The sequence below is a fragment of the Dryocola sharpae genome (genome assembly GCF_051307055.1).
Lineage (GTDB): Bacteria > Pseudomonadota > Gammaproteobacteria > Enterobacterales > Enterobacteriaceae > Dryocola.
Map to the genome: position 1 here is coordinate 1,687,959 of NZ_CP149994.1, position 16,670 is coordinate 1,704,628.

Genomic DNA, 16,670 nt, shown 5'->3' on the forward strand with positions numbered 1-16,670 from the left:
CCTTAAGCCGTGGGGGCGGAGTGAGGTTCACCCCAGCGTTGGGTTAAAGCGTTATCCAAGCCAAACTGATCCAGAATGCGCGACACAAAATGGTTGATGATGTCGTCAATGCTGGCGGGGTTGTTATAGAAAGCGGGCATCGGGGGCAGCATCGTGGCCCCGGCACGGGTCAGGGCGAGCATGTTCTCCAGGTGGATGGCGTTGAGCGGTGATTCCCGCGGCACCAGCACCAGCTTGCGCTGCTCTTTCAGCGTAACGTCGGCGGCGCGGGCAATCAGGCCATCGCCGTAGCCGCAGCGGATGGCGGCGAGCGTTTTCATACTGCACGGCACCACGATCATGCCATCGACGCGAAAGGAACCGCTGGAGATGGCCGCCGCCTGATCGTGCTCGCTGTAAGTCTTCGAGGCGAGAGCGATAACGTCCTGTACACTGTAGGGCGTTTCCAGTTGAATAGTGGCGCGCGCCCATTTAGAGATGATCAGATGCGTTTCGACATCCAAATTTTTCAGCGCGGCCAGTAAGCGAACGCCAATTGCAGCGCCAGTAGCGCCAGTCATGCCTACAACAAGCTTCATGCGGGTTCTCTGTAGTCATACTTTCAGTTATAGTTTAAGCTCAAACTGTTTGTGCTCGAACTATATGTTTGTCGTTTTCAGGAGTCAAGAGACCCGATGGCAGAAAATCGCGACTTAATCCTTGCCGCGCCCCTGTGGCCGCACGGCGATTGTTCACTAATGCACCTCATGCGCCGCGCAGGACAGCACTCGACTACCTGCTGGTCCCAGTGCGTCGATACCGGGTTATCTGCCGTGCAATACGCCATACTGGTAGTGCTGGCAGAAGAAACCACCTGCGACCAGCAAACGCTGGGCAGCCGGGCCGGGTTTGATAAAGCCACCGGCACCTATGTAATTGCTCGCATGACCAAAAGCGGATTACTGAAGGTAGAGACCGATCCCGCCAACCGCCGCCGTAAGCTGGTCTCCATGACGGCAGAGGGCGAGGCGATGCTGGCCCGCATGATTGAGCAGGCCAAAAGCGCCGAAAAGATGATTACCGCCGGTCTGAATACCCAGGATATCGCCGACCTGAAGCGTCTGCTGAGCAAGCTGGGGGGATTGCAGGAGCCTGATGACTATGCCTCCAACGAAATTGCCTGACAGCCACAGTGAGCCGAAGCCCGATCTGACGATCGGCTTTCTGCTGATGAAGCACTTTACGCTGGCCTCGGTGGCGGGGCTGGTGGAGTCCCTGCGCTTTGCGGCGGACGAGTCCTTCTCCAGCCGACAGATCTTCTGCCGTTGGGAGTGGATGACCTGTGATGACCAGCCGATTACCGCCAGCTGCGGCCTGCCGGTGTCGCCTACTGCAAAGCTCGATTTCTCAAAAGAGTGGGATTACTTCGTGGTCGCGGGCGGGCTGCTGGAAGAGACCCGGCAGTCGCCGGAGTGGCTGTTGCAGGCCCTGCGGGACCTGCATGCCCGCAATATCCCGATCATTACCCTGTGCAGCGGGGCCTTTGTCGCCGGTAACGCCGGGCTGCTGGACGGTCGCCACTGTGCGATCCACTTCACCACCCGGGACGAGTTCCGGCTGCGCTTCCCGAAAGCCATCCCGGTGATCGATAAAACCTACATCAAAGACGGCGGGATTATCTCCTGCCCGGGCGGGACGGCGATTGACCTGGCGGCGGATCTGATCCGCCAGCACTGCGGGCTGGTGCGCTCTCAGAAGGTGCTGAAATACCTACTGGTGGATGAGGTGCCCACGCCGAAAGCGAAGCACAAAGTGCCGCTTGGCGAACCTGACGTCTACGAGAATCCGCTGGTGACGAAGGTGATTGAGTTTATGAAGCATCACCTCGACTCGCCGGTGCCACTGGCGGAGGTGGCGGAGTTTGCCGGGGTGACCTTCCGCCAGCTCAACCTGATCTTTACCCAGTGTACCGGCCACTCTGCGGCGGTGTACTGGCGGCGGATGCGCCTTGAGCAGGCGCGCAAGCTGATGGCCGACTCCAGCAACAGCATTAACGCCATCGCCACCGCCACCGGCTTCGCCGATGCCTCGCACCTGATCGCCTGGTTCCGCAAACAGTACGGTGAAACGCCAAGCTCGTTCCGCAAGCGGCGCAGGGAAGTGGAGAAACTGGTGAAAGAGTGAAGGACTATTGCCCGGCGGCGCTTCGCTTGCACGGGCCTACAGGTCTTGTAGGCCGGGTAAGCGCAGCGCCACCCGGCGGCTGTTACAGCATATGACGCTTCGCCATCGGCATATTCGCTTTATGTGACGGGCTCTCATCTAGCGAGGCCGCATCGGCAAGGCTGCGGGCGTTGGTTTCCGGTGCCAGCCACCAGGAGACGGCTAAGCCCACAAAGGTGATCGCCGCGGCGATGTACATGGTGGTGCCGATCCCCAGGCTCTGCAGCGAGGCGGGCACCAGCCAGGTACCGACCGCCGCACCAATGCGCGACAGCGAGGTCCCCACGCCCACCGCACCGGCACGGATCTCCGTCGGGAAGATCTCGTTCGGATAGACCAGCTGCAACACCTGAGCCCCGCCGATAAACAGCGCGTAGGCACCAAACATCAGCAGAATGACCATCGACGGACCGTCACGCAGCAGGCCCAGCAGCAGCAGTGCCAGCCCCGACCAGAGGAAGCTCTGCAGCAGCAGCTTGCGACGCCCCAGAGTATTCACCAGCCGGGTGGCGATAATGCAGCCGACCACGAACAGCAGAGTAATAGCCACCGAACCGTAGGAGGCCCACTTGCCGCTCAGGTGCAGCGCATCCAGCACTTTTGGCGCAAAGGCATAGACCGCGAACACCGGGATCACCGAGCAGGTCCAGAAGATGGTCACAAACGCCATGCGTTTGCCGTAGCCCGAGTGCAGCAGGTTGAAGAAGGAGAGGTTTTTGCTTTCCGCCTGCTCCGGCAGGTTGTCCAGGCCAAAGTCAGGGCCATACACCTTGCGAATAATCGCTTCGGCTTCGGCATGACGGCCTTTGCTGATCAGCCAGCGCGGGGATTCCGGGGTGCCAAGACGCACCAGGAACAGCAGCGCACCAATTACCGCGGTGCTCGCCAGGGTCAGACGCCACGCATCCGGGCCGCCAAAGTGTAGCAGCGCTTCGCCGATCATATAGGCCGCAGCGGCACCGGCAAACCACAGGATGGTGAGGGTCGCCAGGCACGGCCCGCGGTTTTTCTTCGGCAGAAACTCCACCAGGAAGGCGGTCGCCACCGGGTATTCAATGCCTACCGCCACGCCATTTAAAAAGCGCAGGGCAAACAGCATCTCGCCGCTCTGCACCCAGTATTGCGCCACGGAGCAGGCCACAAATAGCGTCGGGCCGACGAAATAGAGCATCTTTCTGCCCAGGCGGTCAGTAAGGGCGCCGCCGATAAAGCCGCCAAAGAAGATGCCGATCAGCGCCGAGGCGGCAATCAGCCCTTCCCAGAAGGCGGTCAGTCCCAGAGCCGGGGAGACCTTCATCATGGCTATGCCGATAATGCTCAGCACATAGCCATCCACGAAGGAGCCGCCGCCGGAGCGCACGGTCAGCAGGCGATGAAAGCGGTTGAGTGGTACATCTTCAACAGAAACGGTATTTGACATGGTAACTCCTGTCTTTCCCCGATATCGTTGAATTAATGGGTGACAGCAGGAATAAACAGTATTAGCGATGAATGTTTATTCAGGCCGAGCGAAGCCATGCCCGTTAATTACGATTACGGAATAAATATAGGTCTAAGAAGGTTCAAGCGTTAAATAAGAGCGTGCGTTATTTCGCGTAATTCATGGCAAATACTCCTCCGCTGCAGGATGGTCGGATAAGATGTCAGTTATATTTATTATGTTGCTACTGTATCTGTTATTTTTAAGACGCTTCGTCAGATAATCGTTTTACGGCAACCGTGCGCGTCGACCACCAGCAGATCAGCGATCCGAGGCTGACCATCGCCGTGCCCTGCCAGAAGGCCAGGGTCAGGTGCGAATCCAGCATAAAGGCAGCCAGCACCGCTGAGATGATCGGAATAAAGTACGACGCCGCCGCCAGCACCGTAACGTTGCCGTGCAGGATCCCGACGTTCCAGGCGGCATAGCCAAAGCCCATCGCCATTGCCGCCAGCATCAGGCTGATCCATGCGTGCCACGACAGAGTAAATTCCGGCTGGGGCGAGGTGAGATATTTCACCCACAGCGTCAGCGCCGTTAAGATAAAGAACAAGGTGATACCGTTATTTCCCTGAGCGATACGTTGGGTAACCACGCAATAAATAGCCCAGATCACCGCCCCGCTGAATGCCAGCCCGTAACTTAACGGATTATCCATAACGTTATTCATCATCTCCGTCAGCGAAAATCCACCGTCGCCGCCTAATACCCGGCCTATTCCGACGATGGCTAAAATCACCCCGGGAATAATTAACGGACTGGTTTTCTGCCGGTTAACGATCACCGCCAGTAAAATGGTCATGCTCGGCCAGAGATAATTCACCATCCCCACTTCAATCGCCTGACGCCCGGTATGGGTAAAGCCCAGCGACAGCGACAGGCACAGCTCATAGCAAACGAACAGCACGCTGCCGATGATGAGATAGCTCAGCGGGAACTTTTGGATCTTCGGAAAGCCGATGGTAAACAGCAGCAGCACCGCGCTACAGGAATAGATCAACGCCGCCCCGCCCACCGGGCCAAAGCCTTCGCTCACGCTTTTGATCAGGCCGACAATCGCGCTCCAGAGCAGGATGGCGATCAGGCCGATGAGTGTCGCTTTCTTATGGGGCATACCCTGTACCTCTGTTTACATTCTGGTCACAATCCGGGCTTCCGGCGTGCCGCTTTGTTAAATTCTGGTTAACTGCAGCATTAAAACTATGCCGCCGGAAAGGCACTGTAAATACGTATCAGCGGGTGATAATTCGGGAATGTGATCGTTATCGGAAATCATATAGAAAATTACTACGATAAAATAATGCATTTATTTTATTGATTTTTAAGGTTTAATTTTTTCAAGTTTGTCAAAATATTCTGTTAATACGTATTTACGTTGTATTTTTCTTGTATACAAAAAATATTCACTCATTGACCTTTTACCTCCCCCTGTGCAAATTTTTAACAAACGCAGTGCATCAGGCTTGCGTAGCAGACTGTGATGGTCGTGAATTCCCCTGGAGGTTATCGTGTTGACATTTGAAGGTATCTACACCCCGGCAATTACCCCTTACGCAGCCGATGGCAGCATTGATTTTCCGCGCTTTTCAGAGGTGCTGGAGTCGCTGATCGAGGCCCGCGTTCACGGCATCATCATCGGTGGCTCTACCGGCGAATACTACGCCCAGAGTCCGGAAGAGCGTAAAGCGCTGGTAGAACAGGCCCGCCAGGTGATTGGCACCCGCCTGCCGCTGATTGTCGGCACCGGCGCGACGCGCACCGAAGATGCGGTGGACTACGCCAAACATGCACGTGAGCATAAAGCCGATGCCATCCTGGTAACCTCGCCGCCATACGCCCTGCCGACCGAGCAGGAAAACGCCCATCACGCGCTGACCGTGGATAAAGCCGCCCAGCTGCCGATCATGCTCTACAACTACCCGGGCCGCATGGGCATCACCATGGGCGAGACCTACTTCCGCGAAGTGAGCCGCTCGTCGAACGTGGTCGCCATCAAAGAGAGCTCCGGCGATTTCAACAATCTGCACCTGCTGGCCTGCAAGTTCCCGGACATTGCGCTCTCCTGCGGCTGGGACGATCAGGCTCTCGAGTTCTTCGCCTGGGGCGCGCAAAGCTGGGTCTGCGCCGGTTCCAACTTTATCCCGCGTGAGCACGTGGCGCTGTATGAAGCCTGCGTGGTGGAGAAAGACTTTGCCAAAGGCCGCAAGATCATGGCCGCGATGATGCCGCTGATGAACTTTCTCGACGGCGGCAAGTTTGTGCAGTCCATTCGTTACGGCTGCGAGCTGAACGGCCTGACCTCCGGCAAGGTGCGCGCGCCGCTGCAGGATCTGAATGAAGAAGAGAAAGCGCAGCTGAAAGCGGTGATTGCCGATGTGAAACGCAACGTCGCTGCGGCGCTGTAAGGAGGTGATATGAATCAGCTGCAAACGCTGCACGACGTAACGGCCATCGCCCGGGAGCTCTCTCTGGCGAGTAAGGCTTTTATCAATGGACGCTTCGTCGCCGCGCAATCCGGCAAGACGCTGCCTACTACCAATCCGGCCACCGGGGAGACTATCGGCCACATCGCCGCCTGCGACGTTACTGACGTCAACGCGGCGGTGGCGGGGGCGCGCAGCACGTTCGAGGCCGGAAGCTGGAGCAAGCGGGCACCTGGCGAACGCAAAGCGGTGCTGCTGAAACTGGCGGCACTGATGGAGCAGGAGATCGACCAGCTGGCGGTGCTGGAGAGCCTCGATAGCGGCAAACCGGTGAGCGAATGTCTGGCGGTAGACGTGCCGGAAACCATCCACGTGCTGAAGTGGCACGCGGAAGCCATCGACAAACTCTATGACCACACCGCCCCGGTCGGTAACGGCGCGATGGCGCTGGTGGTGCGCGAGCCGATTGGCGTAGTGGGTTGCGTCCTGCCGTGGAACTTCCCGCTGCTGATGCTGGCCTGGAAAATTGGCCCGGCGCTGGCGGCTGGCTGCTCGGTGATAGTGAAACCAGCAGAGCAGACCTCGCTCACCGCGCTGCGGGTCGCAGAGCTGGCGTTTGAGGCGGGCGTACCGGCGGGGGTACTGAATATCGTCACCGGCACTGGCAAAGCCGTCGGAGAGCCGATTGGTCTGCACCCGGATATCGACATGGTGAGCTTTACCGGCTCCACCGCTACCGGACGGCGCTTCCTGCACTATGCGGCAGAGTCCAACCTCAAGAAGGTGGTGCTGGAGTGCGGCGGTAAAAACCCGGCTGTCGTCTTTGAAGATGCGGGGGATCTGGCGACCGTGGCTGGCCACGTGCTGAACGGCGCATTCTGGAATATGGGCGAGAACTGTTCCGCCACCTCGCGCCTGCTGGTACAGGAGAGCGTTAAAGAGGCGCTGCTGAAAGAGATGGCTGCGCAGATCGGCGACTGGCGCATGGGCAACCCGCTCGATCCGAACAACCGTCTCGGGGCGATGGTCTCGCCGGCGCACTTTAGCAAGGTCAGCGGCTATCTCGATACCGCCCGTCAGGAAGGGCTGCGGATTGTGCAGGGCGGCGACACTGAGCAGGGGATGTATGTCCAGCCAACGATTATCGACGGCGTCACGCCAGAAAGCGCGTTGTTCCAGGAGGAGATCTTCGGCCCGGTGCTGTGCGTCACCACCTTCAAAACCGAAGCCGAAGCCATTGCCCTGGCGAACGATACGCAGTACGGTCTGGCCGCGTCGGTCTATACCGGCAGGCTGAATCGGGCGATCCGCGTGTCGCGCGCCATTCGTGCGGGCACGGTGACGGTAAACTGCTTTGGCGAAGGCGACGCCACCACGCCGTTTGGCGGCTATAAGCAGTCGGGCTTTGGCGGGCGCGATAAATCTGTCTTCGCCCTCGACCAGTACACCGAACTGAAGACGATCTGGATTGACCTCTCTGAAGACGACGCCTGAAACCGTTTTTAACGGTCTGGAAGAGAGAATTCATTTCTATTTCTGTCTTCTGGTGGCGGTTGGCCTGTCGAGAAAGCAGGGACGCATTGGCTCAAACCGGCAGAAAAATGCCTTTATTATGAAGTGGCTAAAAAATGCCGGGCAGCTGCGGTCATTTCGCCAGGTTGCCGGCAGTGAAATTGCCTGGCTACGTGGGGAGATCCTGCGTCACCCGCCGGACCGGGATCCGGAGCCCCTCCTGAGGCTGATCTATCAAACTGCCAGGGAAATGCGCAGAGCATGACTGGCATGGCTGATAATTTTGCTGTTGCACATCTTTATCTGTAGGTTAAGCAACATCATAGTTAAGCATCACAGGTCGACTTTCAGGAGGCGTCAATGAGAACGGGAAAGGTAGCGCTGTATGAGGATCTCAAGCGCCATATTCTGACCATGGAGCTGGATCCGGACGAGCTGCTGGATGAAGCCGCGCTGACCGCGCAGTACGGCCTCTCCCGCACGCCGGTACGCGAAGTGTTCCAGCGCCTGGCGGGGGAAGGTTATCTCGAAATTGTGGAAAAACGCGGCGTGCGGGTGATCCCGATGAGCCACTCGACGCTGCGCAATTTCTTCCTGGTGGCACCGATGATCTATGCCGCCACCGGACGCCTTGCTGTGCAGCACTACAAACCGGCGCAGCTCAAGGCGCTGAAAGAGACTCAAAAGCGTTTTCGCAAGGCGGTGCAAACCCGCGATGCCGAGGCGCTGGCGCTGGAGAACAACCGTTTTCACGAGATCATGGGCGAGATGGCGGCCAACCCCTATCTGCAGCCGAGCCTGGGACGTTTGCTGATCGACCACTGTCGTATCGGGCATACCTTCTTCCGCCCGCAAAACGAGGATATGGAGCGCCGTTTACAGCTGGCCGCGGATCATCACGACGCCTTTATCGTTGCCATTGAGGCGCGTGACGAACAGGCGGTGGTGGATCTGGTCTTTGAGCACTGGGAGCTGTCGCGGGAAAACATGGAAATCTTCATCGCGCCGCAGGGGCTGAAGGCCGATAATTTCGCGCCATTGCCGGAAGGCGATAACCCCTGATCGCCTCAATCTAAGGCCTGCCAGCGCCCGCTGACAGGCCCTCTTCTCCCGTTCTTTTATATCTTCTGACGCCCCGCTGCGCCGGCTTTTGCACGCCTTTTTTATCATCTACGTAACTATTTTTATACTTCATGTATACATGAGATATACATCACATATTCATTTAATCAGGATGGCTAACATTGATCTCACTCAGTTGCCGGATCCTGCGGTGACGTGACGAGAACATAATCAGAGCTTACCGGAGTAACCAACGTGCAAAAGATCACTTCTCTGCCTGCTGACGACGCCCTGCCGGGTTGGTATCACACCAGTCAACCGCGTACCCCGCGTCCTGCCCACGTCGGGCAAAAGCATGCCCGCTGGGCGATAGTCGGGGCCGGACTAACCGGGCTGGCGGCGGCTCGTCAGCTGGCGCTGAACTTCCCGGATGATGAAGTGGTGCTGATTGAGGCGCAGGATGTGGGTTACGGCTCCTCCGGGCGCAACGCCGGTTTCGCCATTGATGTCCCGCACGATATCGGGGCGAAGGACTATATTGGCGACGTGACCACCGCCAATCTGATCCTCAAGCTCAATACTCTCGGGCAGAACTATCTGCGTGAGATTGTGAAGGAGCACGGCATTGAATGTCAGATGACCGAGTCCGGTAAATATCAGGCTGCGGTGGGGGAGAAAGGGATCGCCATTCTCGAGGCCTACCGCAGTGGGCTGGAGAAAATTGACCGCCACGCGGAGATGATCCCCGGGAAGGATCTGCCGGATCATATCGGCACCTCTTACTACCAGCAGGCGCTTTATATTCCGGGCACCATTCTGCTCCAGCCCTCGGCGCTGGTGAAAGGGCTGGCGGACAGCCTGCCGTCTAACGTGACCCTGTATGAAAACACGCCCATTACCGCTATCGACTATGGCGACAAAGTGACGCTAGTGCATGATCAGGGCAGCATCACCGCCGATACGCTGATCCTGGCGAATAACGCCTTTGCATCTCACTTTGGCTTCCTGCGCGGTCGCCTGCTGCCGACCTTCCTTTATGGCAGCCTGACCCGTCCGTTGACCGCTGAAGAGCAGGCGCGGCTCGGCGGCAAGCCGGTGTGGGGCGTTATCCCGGCGCATCCGTTTGGCAGCACAGTGCGTCGCACGGTTGATAACCGCATTCTGATGCGTAACAGCTTTAGCTTCCATCCCGACGGCCGCCCTCGTGAAAAACAACTGAAGCACAATATTGAGACCCATCGCAAATCGTTCGAGCGCCGCTTCCCGATGCTGAGCAAGGTTGATTTCGAATACTCCTGGAGCGGAGCCATCTGCCTGTCGGATAATCACGAAGGCTTCTTTGGTCAGCTGGCACCAAACGTCTATGGCGCGCTGTGCTGTAACGGTCTGGGGATCACCCGCGGCACCGCCACCGGCAAACTGCTGGCGGATATGATCGCCGGGGAGCGCAACGAGCTGATCGATTTCCTCGTGGCCTCGCCGGGCCCGAACAGAACCCCGCCGGAGCCGTTCCTGTCAATTGGGGTGAAATCGGTGCTGAAGTGGGGCCAGTTCCGCGCCGGACTGGAGGTGTAGCATTCCGTGAAAACGCCACCCGGCACTCTTACTGAATGCCTTACAGCCCAATATCGCTAAGATTCGGGTGATCGCTAGACGTCTACCCAGCGGCCAGTGATAGAGTTGCTCGGATTCCTTGCTTGGCGTGCAGCTTGTTATAAGGCTGTTTGTGTGATTCAGTGGCTTCGATCTAACTGTCCTGTAACTGTACCCATTACAATTCTGCACCTGACAAACCACATCACCACGAGTTTGTTAAATATGTTATACCGACGCCGGACGCCGATTGGCCCTGCGATCGCCGGGCAAACCATTGGCGCCGGCATCGTGCTGGTAACGACAACATTAGAGCGTTTGAGCAGTTGCCTGGCCTCACGCCGGGAGACTGGATTAACTGACCGCTGACAAAATGCGTGACAATGACAGTCCGTTTTGTGCCAAAAGCGGACACGGCTAACATCATGATGTACTAATCTACGGGGAGCAGGTCAAACTCACTATAATAATGAGCGAACCCATCAGGGAAAAATGTGCTGTGGGTGGACGCCAATCGATACATTACTTGATGGAAAACGCATCTGGACTGATAAAAATTTAAGCCAGATGTAATCTGACAGACACCTGTATAAATAACCGGGAACTGTCAGATCAGGTCAGAGCTAACACGTATCAGATAACGGGAAGTGGACGTCATCAATATGCTACATATGCTTGATCGTAATGCTTCGTCATTCATCTCTGGTCACTATCATGAAACCTTTTCTTTTTTGCCTCCTGCATCGCCTGATGCCTTCTTCGTCTGGGCACTTCATTGGCGCCAAATATAATAACAAAAGCAATTAATGCAATAACAATAAATAAAATAATCATTTGCCGTCCTTTTTCAGTTTTTTATCAATCCCACCCTCTTCCTTTTCAAGCGATTTTTTACGACGTTTTTCAAGATGGTCCGAAGCCTTTTTCCCTGCAAAAGCTGATGAAATAGCAGTCACTAATAACCCAACAGCGGCCAGGATGTTTTTACTTTGTGACATGACCATATTCCTCGTTCAGAAATCTGTAGAAACCTTTGTCTATATTGCAGTTATCGAAAGGTTCCCGGCCATGGACATCGATTAAAGTATTACGCAGTTTTTGTATCTGCGACTTTAAATCATCCACCGGCATTTCGCCAGAAGCGTACTCATACCTCAGCAGTTCAAGCGAGACAATCGTTTCGAGTTGGGCGGCATCAGCAGCATTAAGATCTTTGCTTTGCCGCAAACGCTCAGCTGCTGCTTTTACTACAGCAGGCTCGCAACAATCATCGGAGTCTTCAAAATGATAAAAGTTTTTTGTATTAGTGGCATGGTTTACTAAACGCATACAGTTTTTACCCAATCGTCAAAATTTGATTCGCTGTCATTAAGTACGGCAATAGATTTCTCGTAATGAGTCATGACCTGACGATGCTGTTTATGGACTATCAATACCGAGCGGGTACTGTTCCAGAGGAACGGACCGGCAATAAGGTAGTTCAGCTTTCCGGTTCGTCCAAGAGTTCCTGTTACCAGCAGAAGCATCTGTATAACAAGCGCAGTGCCATAAGCGATCACCGCAAGTTGCGTCTTATGTAGCTCTTTTTCATCTTCCGGAGTATCCAGTCCCCTATGGGCAAAAGCGCCATAAGAGAGTAAAAGCAACTTCATAACAGCGTAGCTGGATGCATCAGCTGCGTTTATAGTTCCGTACTCATCTCCCAGAGCTTCCATCAAAGGGTTAGAAGCCGCATAGCCTGATGATTTGGTGGGGTCCTCTTTCCATTCTGTAAAAAAAGAAGAAAAGGGTAAAGGTAACCCTTTCGTTGTGGGTAAATCGGAAAGATAGTGGGTCAGAATATGCAGGATTGCTTTAAGATGCAGGCCGAGTCCACTGCTCCCGGGAAAGTTACTTTCGAGGTATTTTAGCACCAGCGAATATACAGTTTGCCCACCGACATCTTGCCCTCCATACGTATAACCGTCTGGCAGTTTCTGATTGAGATTAAAGTCGTGCCCAAAGATAGATCGATGGTTAGCACCTGCCCGGTAGTCTAAGGGACTGGCACCAGTACCTTCAGGCTTAAAATACTCATGCAGCTTTACGAACTTTTCTTCCAGTGCATCGGCATAGTGATTTGTCATATGCGCAGCGCCAACCCCCATGATCCCAATGCAGACCGCCACAACAATATCATTGGAATTGAGTGCACGATAATCCGTCGATATCTCCAGGTCGGCAAGCATCGTCTCGAAGTCTACCGTATCGACTGCCATTTTGGCCCGGTCATCCAGAGACAAGTGAGCGGTGGTCGGATCAACTACAATTTCACCCTTATGCCGCTTCACCAGATAATCCAGGTTGGTCGCTCTTTGATCCCAGTATGCATCTTCAGGTTCTGCTATGAAAACCGATTTAATTTTGTGCCATATATTCGCCATTACGTCCTCATGCGCTTTTTTAAGCGGAGCTATGTTCAAGGCTGGCTGTCCGTCAACATGACGGAATAGTGGATCCCATGTGGCAGACTGATTGATAAAGGCTTATTGAGTGTCAGCGGGATGGCCTGTGGTGCAAGTTGTATTGTCCTAACAATGCCTCCTACCAGGCGGGCATTCACATATTGCTCGTGATCATAGTAATTTATCTCACCACTGATCTCGGCCGTACTGTTTCCTTTATCTGCGTACAAATCGATATAGATCGTCGCTGCTGCAAATTTTCTGTCCAGATCAGAGGTGAATACTTTCCCAGGCAACGGGCGGAGTGCGTACAGTAGCAAATTACGAGTATTGTCTTTTTTCAGAAGGCTGTCCGCGGTTACAGTTACTGTGGTTGGCCCTGAAACTGGTGATTGCATTTCCGTTCTCAGGTACTGCGTTCTGTTTTCTGAGGGCATAGAACTGCATCCCATCAGCGCAAGACATAAAACAGCAATTCCTGTCATTCTGTTCAATTCAAGTATCCTTCTTTCATTATCATCAAATGATAGTCATTCTGTCAGTATCGGCATGGTTCGCAAACAGTTGATACTAATATGCTCAGAAGATATGAAAGGCGATATATATCCGGCTCATGAGGTGAATGTTGTTAGTAACCTCAGCTTTGGTTGTTATCCTTTCAGCTGGTTACTCCGCTCCATGTCCATTGATGATCACGTGCAACTTCCGCTCCTCGCTCTCAGCGGACCTTCAACTCTGTCAGATAGCCGCTTTGTGCCAGTGAGTGTCAGTGCCTTGCAGAGTTCATACCAATCACCTTGGCTCAAAATTTATACCGTCCAGGCGTCATGCCAAATACACGGCGAAATAAGGCGATAAAAGTGCTCACATTGTCGTAGCCCAGGTCCAGCGCAATTGTCTTCACTGGCTGCCCCTCAGCCAGAAGTTCGAGTGCCCTGAGCAACCGCACGCGCTGTCGCCATTCAGTGAAGCTAAAGCCGGTTTCAGCGCTGAATCGCCGCGTGACCGTTCGTGGCGATGTACCGGCCCACGCTGCCCATGCCTCAAGCCTGCGGTCATCGTCTGGCCGTTCTGAGAGCGCACGCGCAATCCTGAGAAGCCGGGCATCCTGCGGCATTGGCAGACCGAGGTTCACCAGGGGAAGCGACTGGATCTCGTCGAGGATGACCCCAGCCAACCGTTCCTGCGATGCAGTAAGAACATTTTCTTTCCAGGCCGACGCCCGTGTTACGGCCTCGCGCAGTAGGCCTGTAATGGAAAGAATACAGGGTTTATCAGGTAATTCTTTGCAAGCAGAGGCGCCGACATAGACATTCCAGCCTGAGTAAGGGCCATGCGAATATAAACCGTGCGGTATGGCTGGCGGTATCCAGACTGCATGCGTTGCCGGTACCACCCAGCGATAATCACCGGCATCGACTGTTAGCAGTCCATGTTCGGCTCCAAGTAACTGTCCACGAGCATGGTGATGACGGGGTGTTTCCCGTATCACCCCTGTCTGGCGTATAACGGCAAATAAAGCCGGTTCTTCATCAGAGGAGGCCAGCGATAATGGAATCAGAGGGGCAATCATATTTGGCGCTTAAAGAGTATTGAATGTCTTTTATACCGTACCGGCGCCAGCAATGCGATCGTAAAATGCTCTCAACATTCACTGAGGAGCACACATGCAAACCATTACTATTGATACTGTTCTGGATGAAATAATCAACCAGCAAGAACTGCCACTGGAAAAGGTACTTGATCGGTATTTTAGCCCCAACTATCGGCAGCGTACCAATGATTGCTGGGAAGATCGTGAAGGGTTCGCTCATCATGCACGTAAGCTTCGAGAAATCTGTGTTTTCGCGCGGATCGATGTGCTTGACGAACTTCGCAATAGAAATCTCTACGCTACCCGACATCGCGTGCAATGCACTAAGCGCGACGGAACAGAGGTTGTGATGGAAGTGTATATGTTCGCGGAAACAGAAGAGTCAGGACGCTTCCTGCGCATTGAAGAAACGACGCTTATGCTTAAAGGTACAGAGAGCGATCACGATTTAGGCAACGCCAAATAAAATACCAGGAAACATCAATAACGTCCGCTTTTCGCTCACAGCGGAACAAGGTTCAATTATTTGATGCTGTTCTTCCTTTAAGAAAGGTGATCGTGCCCCGTAAGGGGCGTGAACAGCGTCGCGCTAATTGTCTATGTTTCTATCTGCCGTTCCGTGAGAGCATGTCTTGCTGCGCTTGATGCCCATTCATCAGATTGGTCAAGGTGTTCAATCTCTGACTCTGCTATCGGCGTTACACGGATCAGCGGAACGGAACCGAAAGGCAAATTATCAATCTTACGACCATCACGGCTGAGGATGATTCGAGTCATTGGGTTATATTCGTCTGTAAGAGTGCAAAACAGGATTGCACCATATTTATCAACATCGGCAGCAACCTGATATCCATCGGCAACGAGATCCCCCAGGTTAATCAAGAGATGAGCCCAGTCATCAATCTGGTGGCTGGTAATACTCGAAGCATCTAATTCCATGAAAAGTTCGTATCCCACGCCATTTTCTGGGTCTGCAATGCCAGCCCAAGGCGTCGAAAGGCCATCAGTGGCCAGCGTTAATTGGGTGTTGCTCTTAATATTGAGTACTCGACGATGGGGCCCGAACCATTCCGTCTGGTTGTGTACGTTCGCGTCATCTTGTTCAGCCTTAAAGCCATCTGAGACGCTACCATACTTTTCCCAAAAGGCTCGCCTTGCTACAGAAGCTGCCTCATAAATCGGGTCCTGTGGACCACGCGGCACAATTGTCTCATCGAATAGTGTGTCAACCGTTACGCGCCCCCGTATTAACGGTATTTTAGACCTTGTCCAGTGAACGATAACCTTATTAAAGGGCTGTATCTGTGATGCTTCGAGTTTTTCGACAACCTCCCGGACCTTCTGAAAGGAGTGGTTACCCTCTGCAACGTGACTCCCGTCGGCATACATGTAGCCTCCGGTTTGTGAGGAGACTCCAGCCTGTTCGGTGATAAAGAACCATTCTCCGTTCACAGCGCCAGCGGGTGCTTTGTCTAAGGCCGAGCGTAAATCCCTTGCTGCATCAGAGTTTGAATATGCTGTCATATCTGTCCTTTAGCTTCACGTCTTATGCATCATACTTAGTTTAACTTTTTAAAAATTATAGTATTAATTATCTTTCGGCCAGACAAATTGAAAACGCCTACCGGGATTAACTACCCTCTGCCTGCAGACGAGACCGGTTTTGCGCGCAAAAGTACCAACTTCCACTTCTCGCTCATATGGGACAACCATAATCACATCTCCTAACCCAAAGGAGATTGAGCATGACAACATCCCCCTGGAACAAGGGCCGTATTATTGGCCAGAAACGGCCTCTTCAGATCTCTCATATCTGGGGAATCCGTATCAGACTTGAGCTGGAAGGAAAAGTACGCGATTTAGCTCTGTTTAACATGGCTCTGGACAGTAAACTTTGGGGCTGTGATCTGGTTAAGCTAAAAGTTTCTGATGTAGCCTATGGACACTCTGTTTCGGGCAGAGCGACAGTGCTGCAGCAAAAAACGGGAAGCCCCGTTCAGTTTGAACTAACTAAGGGAACCAGAGAGGCTGTGGCCGCGTGGATCAAAATGGCTCATCTACGTAGTAGCGACTATCTGTTCCAGTCCCGCGTCGGTTCTTCACGACATATCTCAACCAGGCAATATAACCGTATTTTTCATGGATGGATTGATAAGTTGGGTCTTGATGAGACTCTGTACAGTACGCATTCTATGCGAAGAACCAAGCCATATCTGATCTATAAAAAAACGAAGAATCTTCGAGTGATCCAGATACTGTTAGGTCACAAAAAACTCGAAAGTACAGTCCGTTATCTCGGTATTGAAGTGGATGATGCCCTGGAGATATCTGAGTCTATTGAAGTTTAATTTGTGAGGGCT

At 53.9% G+C, this 16,670-nt stretch carries 18 protein-coding genes and 2 pseudogenes; 10 read left to right on the forward strand and 10 right to left on the reverse strand.

Going from position 1 to position 16,670, the window contains the following annotated elements; all coding sequences use genetic code 11:
* Positions 1–2: 2 nt before the first annotated feature.
* Positions 3–578 (reverse strand): non-oxidative hydroxyarylic acid decarboxylases subunit B, encoded by a 576-nt coding sequence (locus tag WLO31_RS08020; protein ID WP_435929943.1) that lies wholly within the window; start codon positions 576–578, stop codon positions 3–5.
* Positions 579–674: 96 nt separating this feature from the next.
* On the opposite strand from WLO31_RS08020, the gene WLO31_RS08025 reads away from it, so the two are divergent.
* Positions 675–1,163, forward strand: a complete 489-nt coding sequence (locus tag WLO31_RS08025) for a MarR family winged helix-turn-helix transcriptional regulator (RefSeq protein ID WP_435929944.1) — start codon at positions 675–677, stop codon at positions 1,161–1,163.
* On the forward strand, positions 1,135–2,163 hold the full coding sequence (locus tag WLO31_RS08030) for a GlxA family transcriptional regulator (protein ID WP_435929945.1): 1,029 nt from the start codon (positions 1,135–1,137) through the stop codon (positions 2,161–2,163). Before WLO31_RS08025 ends, WLO31_RS08030 begins: the two co-directional genes overlap by 29 nt.
* An 82-nt stretch (positions 2,164–2,245) precedes the next feature.
* Here WLO31_RS08030 and WLO31_RS08035 read toward each other — a convergent pair whose 3' ends face one another.
* Both WLO31_RS08035 and yddG read right to left on the reverse strand, forming a co-directional pair.
* On the reverse strand, positions 2,246–3,622 hold the full coding sequence (locus WLO31_RS08035) for an MFS transporter (protein WP_435929946.1): 1,377 nt from the start codon (positions 3,620–3,622) through the stop codon (positions 2,246–2,248).
* A gap of 262 nt (positions 3,623–3,884) precedes the next feature.
* Entirely contained in the window at positions 3,885–4,796 is a 912-nt protein-coding gene (gene yddG, locus WLO31_RS08040) for an aromatic amino acid DMT transporter YddG (protein WP_435929947.1), read from the reverse strand.
* 394 nt (positions 4,797–5,190) lie between these two features.
* On the opposite strand from yddG, the gene WLO31_RS08045 reads away from it, so the two are divergent.
* The 6 genes and pseudogenes from WLO31_RS08045 to WLO31_RS08070 form a co-directional block, all read left to right on the forward strand.
* Complete coding sequence (locus WLO31_RS08045) at positions 5,191–6,087, forward strand: dihydrodipicolinate synthase family protein (protein WP_435929948.1); 897 nt, start codon at positions 5,191–5,193, stop codon at positions 6,085–6,087.
* Between the two features lie 9 nt (positions 6,088–6,096).
* Positions 6,097–7,599, forward strand: coding sequence for an aldehyde dehydrogenase (locus tag WLO31_RS08050; RefSeq protein WP_435929949.1), 1,503 nt, complete (start codon positions 6,097–6,099; stop codon positions 7,597–7,599).
* The gene (locus WLO31_RS08055; protein ID WP_250899552.1) at positions 7,574–7,882 is read left to right on the forward strand and encodes a hypothetical protein; all 309 of its coding nucleotides are present in this window, start codon (positions 7,574–7,576) and stop codon (positions 7,880–7,882) included. Before WLO31_RS08050 ends, WLO31_RS08055 begins: the two co-directional genes overlap by 26 nt.
* A 95-nt stretch (positions 7,883–7,977) precedes the next feature.
* Positions 7,978–8,679 (forward strand): GntR family transcriptional regulator, encoded by a 702-nt coding sequence (locus WLO31_RS08060; RefSeq protein WP_435929950.1) that lies wholly within the window; start codon positions 7,978–7,980, stop codon positions 8,677–8,679.
* A gap of 255 nt (positions 8,680–8,934) precedes the next feature.
* Positions 8,935–10,254 carry an NAD(P)/FAD-dependent oxidoreductase gene (locus WLO31_RS08065; RefSeq protein ID WP_435929951.1) on the forward strand — a complete coding sequence of 440 codons (1,320 nt, stop codon included), beginning with the start codon at positions 8,935–8,937 and terminating at the stop codon, positions 10,252–10,254.
* Positions 10,255–10,731: 477 nt separating this feature from the next.
* Positions 10,732–10,845, forward strand: a pseudogene (locus WLO31_RS08070) (IS481 family transposase); the annotation flags it as partial.
* 257 nt (positions 10,846–11,102) lie between these two features.
* Here the strand turns inward: WLO31_RS08070 and WLO31_RS08075 are convergent.
* The 6 genes and pseudogenes from WLO31_RS08075 to WLO31_RS08100 form a co-directional block, all read right to left on the reverse strand.
* Entirely contained in the window at positions 11,103–11,270 is a 168-nt protein-coding gene (locus WLO31_RS08075; protein ID WP_155553786.1) for a hypothetical protein, read from the reverse strand.
* Positions 11,257–11,601, reverse strand: coding sequence for a hypothetical protein (locus WLO31_RS08080; RefSeq protein ID WP_124753101.1), 345 nt, complete (start codon positions 11,599–11,601; stop codon positions 11,257–11,259). The genes WLO31_RS08075 and WLO31_RS08080 overlap by 14 nt, the downstream gene beginning before the upstream one ends.
* Positions 11,592–12,695: a hypothetical protein gene (locus tag WLO31_RS08085; protein WP_435929952.1), complete on the reverse strand. Its 1,104-nt coding sequence runs from the start codon at positions 12,693–12,695 to the stop codon at positions 11,592–11,594. Before WLO31_RS08085 ends, WLO31_RS08080 begins: the two co-directional genes overlap by 10 nt.
* Before the next feature lie 35 nt (positions 12,696–12,730).
* Positions 12,731–13,210 (reverse strand): hypothetical protein, encoded by a 480-nt coding sequence (locus tag WLO31_RS08090; RefSeq protein ID WP_435929953.1) that lies wholly within the window; start codon positions 13,208–13,210, stop codon positions 12,731–12,733.
* Between the two features lie 308 nt (positions 13,211–13,518).
* Complete coding sequence (locus tag WLO31_RS08095) at positions 13,519–13,971, reverse strand: helix-turn-helix domain-containing protein (protein ID WP_435930549.1); 453 nt, start codon at positions 13,969–13,971, stop codon at positions 13,519–13,521.
* 84 nt (positions 13,972–14,055) lie between these two features.
* Positions 14,056–14,289, reverse strand: a pseudogene (locus WLO31_RS08100) (AraC family transcriptional regulator); the annotation flags it as partial.
* Positions 14,290–14,383: 94 nt separating this feature from the next.
* Here WLO31_RS08100 and WLO31_RS08105 point away from each other — a divergent pair.
* Complete coding sequence (locus WLO31_RS08105; RefSeq protein WP_435929954.1) at positions 14,384–14,776, forward strand: nuclear transport factor 2 family protein; 393 nt, start codon at positions 14,384–14,386, stop codon at positions 14,774–14,776.
* Positions 14,777–14,907: 131 nt separating this feature from the next.
* On the opposite strand, the gene WLO31_RS08110 is transcribed toward WLO31_RS08105, so the two are convergent.
* A complete protein-coding gene (locus tag WLO31_RS08110; RefSeq protein ID WP_435929955.1) occupies positions 14,908–15,834 on the reverse strand; it encodes a hypothetical protein in 927 nt (308 codons plus the stop codon).
* A gap of 221 nt (positions 15,835–16,055) precedes the next feature.
* Here WLO31_RS08110 and WLO31_RS08115 point away from each other — a divergent pair, with 221 nt between their 5' ends.
* Entirely contained in the window at positions 16,056–16,658 is a 603-nt protein-coding gene (locus tag WLO31_RS08115; RefSeq protein ID WP_435929956.1) for a tyrosine-type recombinase/integrase, read from the forward strand.
* Positions 16,659–16,670 lie beyond the last annotated feature (12 nt).